Origin of the sequence: Methylobacterium sp. J-076, from assembly GCF_022829405.1 — a bacterium.
GTDB lineage: Bacteria > Pseudomonadota > Alphaproteobacteria > Rhizobiales > Beijerinckiaceae > Methylobacterium.
Genome location: NZ_JAKSXW010000130.1, coordinates 228,556 through 236,005 on the forward strand (window position 1 = coordinate 228,556; position 7,450 = coordinate 236,005).

At 71.3% G+C, this 7,450-nt stretch carries 6 protein-coding genes; 4 read left to right on the plus strand and 2 right to left on the minus strand.

Annotated features, from left to right (window positions below):
- Positions 1–124: 124 nt before the first annotated feature.
- Both MKK53_RS15120 and MKK53_RS15125 read right to left on the minus strand, forming a co-directional pair.
- Positions 125–634 carry an OsmC family protein gene (locus tag MKK53_RS15120; RefSeq protein WP_243929511.1) on the minus strand — a complete coding sequence of 170 codons (510 nt, stop codon included), beginning with the start codon at positions 632–634 and terminating at the stop codon, positions 125–127.
- A 56-nt stretch (positions 635–690) separates the two neighbouring features.
- A complete protein-coding gene (locus MKK53_RS15125) occupies positions 691–1,812 on the minus strand; it encodes an aminotransferase class I/II-fold pyridoxal phosphate-dependent enzyme (RefSeq protein ID WP_243929512.1) in 1,122 nt (373 codons plus the stop codon).
- Positions 1,813–1,891: 79 nt separating this feature from the next.
- On the opposite strand from MKK53_RS15125, the gene MKK53_RS15130 reads away from it, so the two are divergent.
- The 4 genes from MKK53_RS15130 to MKK53_RS15145 all read left to right on the plus strand — a co-directional run bounded on the left by MKK53_RS15130 (position 1,892) and on the right by MKK53_RS15145 (position 6,881).
- Entirely contained in the window at positions 1,892–3,157 is a 1,266-nt protein-coding gene (locus tag MKK53_RS15130) for an adenosylmethionine--8-amino-7-oxononanoate transaminase (protein WP_243929513.1), read from the plus strand.
- A 120-nt stretch (positions 3,158–3,277) separates the two neighbouring features.
- Positions 3,278–3,664: a response regulator gene (locus MKK53_RS15135; protein ID WP_243929514.1), complete on the plus strand. Its 387-nt coding sequence runs from the start codon at positions 3,278–3,280 to the stop codon at positions 3,662–3,664.
- 142 nt (positions 3,665–3,806) lie between these two features.
- Positions 3,807–4,385 (plus strand): MarR family winged helix-turn-helix transcriptional regulator, encoded by a 579-nt coding sequence (locus MKK53_RS15140; protein ID WP_409564341.1) that lies wholly within the window; start codon positions 3,807–3,809, stop codon positions 4,383–4,385.
- A gap of 351 nt (positions 4,386–4,736) precedes the next feature.
- Positions 4,737–6,881 (plus strand): TonB-dependent receptor, encoded by a 2,145-nt coding sequence (locus MKK53_RS15145; protein ID WP_243929515.1) that lies wholly within the window; start codon positions 4,737–4,739, stop codon positions 6,879–6,881.
- Positions 6,882–7,450 lie beyond the last annotated feature (569 nt).

Here is a 7,450-nt window from a genome sequence, read left to right on the forward strand (position 1 = left end):
GGTGACACCCTGTCCGTCATTGCGAGCGACGCGAAGCAACCCAGGGCAGCGGGCGGCTCCCGGACCTGGCGCGTCCGTGGATTGCTTCGCTCCGCCCGCAAAGACGGCGGGGGTTCGGGTGCCCCTACGCCGTCGTCAGCGCCACCGAGAGGGCCGGCTTGTGGTTCAGGGTCTGGAATACGACGCAGTACCGCTCGGTGAGCTTCAGCAGCTGCGCGAGCTTCTCTTCCGAGGCATCGGTGTCGAGCTCAAACGACAGGCGGATGTCGCGGAACCCCACCGGGGCTTCCTTGTCGACGCCGAGCGTGCCCCGGAAGTCGAGGTCGCCTTCGGCGGAGACCGTGCCGGCGCGCAGGGGGATTTCGAGGGCGGTTGCCACCGCCTTCACGGTGACGCCCGCGCAGGCGACGAGGGCTTCGAGGAGCATGTCGCCCGAGCAGAGTTCCGCCCCCGAGCCGCCGGTGGCCGGATGCAGCCCGGCCACCGCCAGGGCGCGGCCCGTCTCGACCTTGCAGGCGATGCTGCCGTCGTCCAGCGTGCCCTTCGCCTTGAGGGTGACGACCGCCGAATCCGGCGCGTTGCGATACTGGTCCTTGAGGGGGGCCTGGAGGCTGCGCAGGGTCGTGGCGTCCATCGTGTCGGTTTCCTCCGGTTCGTTATCGCCCGGCGTAGCCCCTCGCGCCGTCCGGCTCAACCGGCGGTGAGACGCGCCACCGCTTCGGCCAGGGCATCGACCTGCGATTCGCTGTGGGCCGCGGAGAAGGCCACCCGCAGCCGTGCGGTGCCTGCGGGGACGGTCGGCGGGCGGATCGCCACCACGAGGAAGCCTTCCGCTTCGAGGCGCGCCGACAGATCGAGGGCCTTCTGCGCGTCGCCGACCAGGACCGGCACCACGGCGCTCTCGGCCTCGGCCAAGCCGAGCCGCGCGGTGAAGCGCCGGGCGAGGGCGAGGGGCCGGGCACGGCGCTCCGGCTCCCCTTCGAGGATGACCAGGGCTTCCAGGGCCGCCGCCGCCGAGGCCGGCGGCAGGCCGGTGGTGTAGATGAAGCTCCGGGCACGGCTCGTCAGCAGGTCGATCACCGTCTGCGAGGCACAGAGATAGCCGCCGTAGGAGCCGAGGGACTTCGACAGGGTGCCCATCTCCAGGGGCGCGCGCGGCCCGTCTTCGACCACGCCGAGTCCGTGGGCGTCGTCCACCAGCGTCCAGGCATCGAAGTCCCGGGCGACCGCCAGGATATCCCCCATGGGCGCCCGGTCGCCGTCCATGGAGAAGATCCGTTCGGTCAGGATCAGGGCTCGGCGGTGCTGGGCCCGCGCGGCGGAGAGCGTCGCCGCGAGGTCGGCGGCGTCGTTGTGCCGGAAGGTCAGGATGCGCGCCCCGGAGAGCTTGGCGCCGGCCCACATGCAGGCATGGGACAGCTCGTCCAGGACGACGAGGTCACCCGCGCCGGCCAGGGCGGGGGTGATTCCGAGGTTGGCGAGGTAGCCGCTGCCGAACACCATGGCGGCCTCCTTGCCCTTGTGGGCGGCCAGCCGCGCCTCCAGCGCGCCGAGGATCGCGTGGTTTCCCGTCACCAGCCGGGAGCCGCCCGCGCCCGCGCCGTGGACCGCCACCGCGTCCTGCGCCGCCGCGATCACCCGCGGGTGCTGCGAGAGGCCGAGGTAGTCGTTGCAGGAGAAGGACACGAGGACGTGTCCCCCCCGCGTCGCCGCGGCCTCCGCGCCCCGCCCGGTGGTGGTGAGGCGGCGGCGCAGGGTGCCGGCGTCGAGGGCGGCGAGCTTGTCTCCGGCGAAGGCGTCGAGGCTGTCCATGCCGGCGAGAGGCCAGGGCGGTCCGGTGAAGTCAAGGCCGGCGGTTGACCCCGGCGGCGGCGCTGTCCATCCCCCGGCGATGACCCGGTCTCCGTCCACCCACCTCTGGCGCCCCTATACGCAGATGAAGACGGCCGCCCCGCCCCTGGAGGCCGTGGCCACCGCGGGCACGCGCATCCGCCTCGCGGACGGGAGGGAGCTGATCGACGGCATCGCCTCGTGGTGGACGGCGGTGCACGGCTACAACCACCCCCACATCGCCCAGGCGGTGGCGGGGCAGCTTGCCGCCATGCCCCACGTGATGTTCGGCGGCCTGACCCATGCGCCCGCCGAGCGGCTGGCCGCGCGCCTGGCCGCCCTCCTCCCGGGCGATCTCGACCACGTCTTCTTCAGCGATTCGGGCTCCGTCGCCGTCGAGGTCGCGCTCAAGATGGCCGCGCAATACTGGCTCAACCGCGGCATCGCCGGGCGCACGAAGGTGCTGGCCTTCCGCGGCGGCTATCACGGCGACACGATGGGGGCGATGTCCGTCTGCGACCCCGAGGAGGGGATGCATCGCCGATTCGGCGCATGGCTTCCGGAACAGGTGTTCTGCGATCTGCCCCGCACCGCCGCCGGGGTCGACGCCCTCGACGCGGCGCTCGCCCGGCACGGGGACACCCTCGCCGCGATCATCGTGGAGCCCCTGGTCCAGGGGGCGGGGGGGATGCTCATGCACCCGCCGGAGGTGCTGGCCCGCGTCGCGTCGCTGGCCGAGCGCCACGGCCTCCCCCTCATCGCCGACGAGATCTTCACCGGCTTCGGCCGCACCGGCAGCCTGTTCGCCTGCGAGCAGGCCGGCATCGTGCCCGACATCGTCTGCCTGTCGAAGGCCCTGACCGGCGGGACCCTGACGCTCGCCGCCACCGTCGCCCGCCGGGAGATCTTCTCCGCCTTCTTGTCGGACGATCCGGCGGCGGCGCTGATGCATGGGCCGACCTTCATGGCCAACCCCCTCGCCTGCGCCGCGGCGAATGCCAGCCTGGACCTGTTCGCGCAGGAACCCCGCCTTGCCCAGGCCCAGGCCATCGGGGAGCGCCTCGCGGAGGGCTTCGCGCCCCTGCGCGGCCTGCCCGGCATCGCCGACGTCCGGGTGCTCGGTGCCATCGGCTGCGTGCAGTTCGCGCGGGCGCCGGACCTCGCCGCGATGAAGGCGCGGTTGCTCGGCCGGGGCGTCTGGGTGCGCCCCTTCGGCGATATCCTCTACCTGACGCCCGCGCTCACCGTCGGCGAGGCGGACCTCGCCCACCTCGTGGCGGCCGTCGTGGCCACCGCCCGGGAGGAGGCGAGCCGCACGAATTCGTGAAGCCGGGATGGGACAGGCGCCGCAAGCCTGCAACTACGGCGCGTTTCTCCCGTTGGGCTTTCGGCTGGAGGCGCCGCGAAACGGCTTTGCCGTGAGGTGACGCGGCGGGAGGAGCGTGACGTGACGAGCGAGCAGCAGACTGCGGACGATCGGCCGGTAATCCTCCTCGTCGAGGACGAGGCGTTGACCATCATGGATCTCGGCGACGTCCTTGAGGACGGCGGCTACGACACCATCCAATGTGCCTCGGCGGAGCGAGCCCTGAGCATCCTGCAGACGCGGCCGGACATCTGCGGCCTCGTGACCGACGTGCAGCTCTCGGGCAAGACCGACGGGTTCGACCTCGCCTCGTCCGTGGCCGAGGCCCGGCCGCAGCTGCCGATCCTCATCGTCTCCGGCCGGGCGGCGCCCGATCCCGATCGCATGCCCAAGGGTGCCGAATTCATCGCGCGGCCCTGCAGCGGGGAAGACATCCTCCAGCGGCTGCGCCACCTCATGGATTGCTGAGCTGCTTCGCCCTTCGGCGCTCTGTCATTCCACCGTCACCGGTCTTCCCCCAAGAGCCTCGTGCCGGAAAAAGGACGGGAATCGAAGGGTGCAGGTCTTTGATCTTCCGGCGGTCGCCGCCGGATCCGATACAGGCTCGCCCATGGGCGACAAGGTGAAGCTCGATCGCGTCGCGGATGCGGACGGTGCCATGTTCGATCCCGGCTCGAAGAAACTGCGGACGCCGGGCTCGCGCAGCGTCGGCTGGGCGCTGATCCAGGCCGCGCGCCTCCACCGCGCGCGGACGGGGGACCGCCTCGCCAAGATCGGGCTGTTCGCCGGCCAGGAGCAGGTGGTGCAGGTCCTCGCGGCGGCCGGCACCATGACCATGGGCGACCTCGCCATGCTGCTGCGGGTGCGCCCGCCCACCGCCTCAAAGACGGTGACGCGGCTCGCCGCCCTCGGCATTGTGGAACGTCGGGCCGAGGCGGGCGACGGCCGGATCGTCCGGGTGCGCCTGACCGAGGCGGGGCTCGCCAAGGCCCAGGCCATCGAACTGATCCAGGAAGAGGTCGAGGCCGAACTGCTCGACCACCTCGACAAGAGTGACCGCCGCCGCCTGCGCAAGCTCCTGCGCAAGGCCGCCAAGGGCCTCGCGCAGGCCGCGGGCGCGGCCGGCCAGGCGACGGAGATCGATGCCGAGATCGACGGCGACGACGAGGCCGACGCCCTGGCCCCCTGAGCCCCGCGCCGGGTCCACCCGGCCCGGTTGCCGCACCGTCCGCTTGTCACCCCACCGCCGAGCCCTTTCCGGCACCACCCTCACCCCTTCCCCGCAACGGGGAGGGACCCGCGCGGGGCCGTGCGGACACCTGATCCAAAAGTCTCACGCGCGAAGATGGAAGGGGCGTCGATGTCCCGGCCAGACGCTTGGGATGAGGGAGGGCGAGCGGGATCGGCATGCCCCGATCACGCGCCGAATTGTTGCAACCATGTAACATTGCAAAGGCGTCTGAGACCGGCGTCGTCGAGGCCCTTGCGCCGCCCCGGAAATTCGCGGAAATGAAACGTTATAACAACCCCGCGAGCTCTGATGTCGTCCCCGCGTCACGCCGCCCTCCTGGCCGGCACCGCCCTCCCCGCCCTCGCCTGCGCGGCGATCCTGGCCGCCGGGTCCGCCCGCGCGCAGGGCGCCGTGACCCTCGACCAGATCAGCGTCACGAGCCCGACGCCGGTCCAGCCGAGCCGGGCGGCGGTGGCGGCCGACGCGACGGTGCCGATCGGCATCCTGCCGGTGGCGACCGACACGTTCTCGCCCGTCACCGTCGTGACCAAGGAGCAGATCGCCCGGGACCAGCCCCGCACCCTGGGGGACGCCCTGTTCGACCGGCCGGGCATCTCCGGCACGAGCTACGCCCCCGGCGCCGCCTCCCGGCCGATCATCCGCGGCCTCGACAACGCCCGGGTGCGGATCCAGGAGAACGGCATCGCCAGCGGCGGCGTCTCGGACCTCGGCGAGGACCACGCCGTGCCGGTGAACCCGCTGGTGGCCGACCGGATCGAGGTGATCCGCGGCCCGGCGACCCTGCGCTACGGCTCGGGGGCCATCGGCGGGGTCGTCTCGGCCGACAACAACCGGGTGCCGACCTTCATCCCGGCCAACGGCATCCAGGGGCAGGTGACGAGCGGCTATTCGACGGTCGACAACGGCCGCCTCGGGGCCGCCACCGTCGATGCGGGGGGTGACGGGATCGCGGTCCATGCGGACGGGTTCAAGACGGCCGCCGACAACTACGCCATCCCCGGCGGCATCCAGCGCAACTCCTACAACGAGTCCCAGGGCGGCGCCTTCGGCATCTCCGCCATCGGCGACCGCGGCTTCGCGGGCATCTCGTTCAGCCACTACGATGCGGTCTACGCCATCCCCGGCGGCGTGGCCGAGCAGGACCGCACCCGCCTCACCCCGAACCAGGACAGGGTCCTCAGCCGCGGCGAGTATCGCCCGGTGGACGGGCCGATCGAGGTGATCCGCTACTGGGCGGGTTACTCGGTCTACAAGCACAACGAGGTCGGGATCGGCGGGGACGGGATCGAGGGGATCCAGGCCACGTTCAAGAACCGGGAGGCCGAGGCGCGGCTGGAATTCCAGCATGTCCCCGTCTTCACCGCCCTGGGCAAGCTCACGGGCGCCCTCGGCTTCCAATCCGACCGGCGGGTGATCAACACCGCCCTCGAATCGTTCCTGCCGAAGACCGAATCGCGGGCCAACGCGGTCTACCTGTTCGAGGAACTCGAATTGCAGCCGGGCACCCGGCTCCAGGCCGCGGGGCGCTACGAGGTCGACCGGATCTCCGGCACGGCGGCGCAGTTCCCGGGGAACTTCACCCCCGTCGATGGGGAAGAGCCCCTCCAGTATGCCCGCACCCGCCGGTTCGCGCCGAAGAGCGTGAGCCTCGGCGCCCTCCAGGATCTGCCGTTGGACATGGTGGCGAGCCTCACCGGCTCCTATGTCGAGCGCGGACCGAGCGGCTACGAGCTGTTCTCGCAGGGGCCCCACGACGCCACGGCGACCTTCGAGATCGGCAACCCCAACCTGAAGCGCGAGCGGGCGCGGACCATCGAGGCGAGCATCCGCCGGGCCGTCGGCCCCCTGCGGCTCGACGCGACCGGCTACTACACGCGCTACACCGGCTTCATCTACCGCAACTACACCGGCCTGCTCTGCGACGACGACTTCGCCTCCTGCGGCATCGGCACCGACAACCGGCAGATCGTCTACCAGCAGCAGAACGCCACCTTCTACGGCGCCGAGATCATCGGCCAGTACGACATCCTGCCGGTGGGCGACGGTTTCGCGGGCGTCGAAGGCCAGTTCGACTTCGTCCGCGCCCAGTTCGACGACGGCACCAACGTCCCGCGCATCCCGCCCTACCGGGTCGGCGGCGGCGTCTATGTCCGGGCGGACGGATGGTTCGCCCGGGTGAACCTGCTTCACGCCTTCGCCCACACCGAGATCGCCCCCTTCGAGACGACCACCGCCGGCTACGACGACCTGCGCGCCGAGGTGAGCTACACCGCGCCCCTCGACCCCAAGGTGTACGGCGCCACCTCCGTGACCCTCGGCGTGCAGGGCCGCAACCTCCTCGACGCCGACATCCGCAACTCGGCCTCGTTCAAGAAGGACGAGATCCTGCTGCCGGGGCGCAATGTGCGCCTGTTCCTCACCGCGCGATTCTGATCGTCGCGGGTGTGGCGGACCGATCCGAGGCGGGCGCTGCCGCGGCGGGCGTTGGCTAGAGTCGCTTCGCTGCGCTCGCGAAGGCGGTGTGAGCCATACCCGCTGCCTGCCACATCCCTCCCCGTCATCGCGAGTGAAACGAAGCGACCCAGGGCAGCGGGACGTCTCCGAAGGCAGCGCCTCCCTGGATTGCTTCGCTGCGCTCGCAAAGACGGTGGTGGGTGCTCGCTTCTTTGGCGGTGGCCGTTGGCCAAGCTTGGCGGTGACTGCGATGCCCCTCCCCGTCATCGCGAGCGGAGCGAAGCGACCCAGGGCAGCGGGACATCTCCGAAGGTAGCGAGTGCCTGGATTGCTTCGCTGCGCTCGCAAAGACGGTGGTGGGTGCTCGCTCCCTGGACGGTGGCCGATGGCCAAGCTGGCGGTGACTGCGATGCCCCTCCCCGTCATCGCGAGCGGAGCGAAGCGACCCAGGGCAGCGGGACATCTCCGAAGGTAGCGCGTCCCTGGATTGCTTCGCTGCGCTCGCAAAGACGGTGGTGGATGCTCGGTCCAATGGCGGTGGCCGTTGG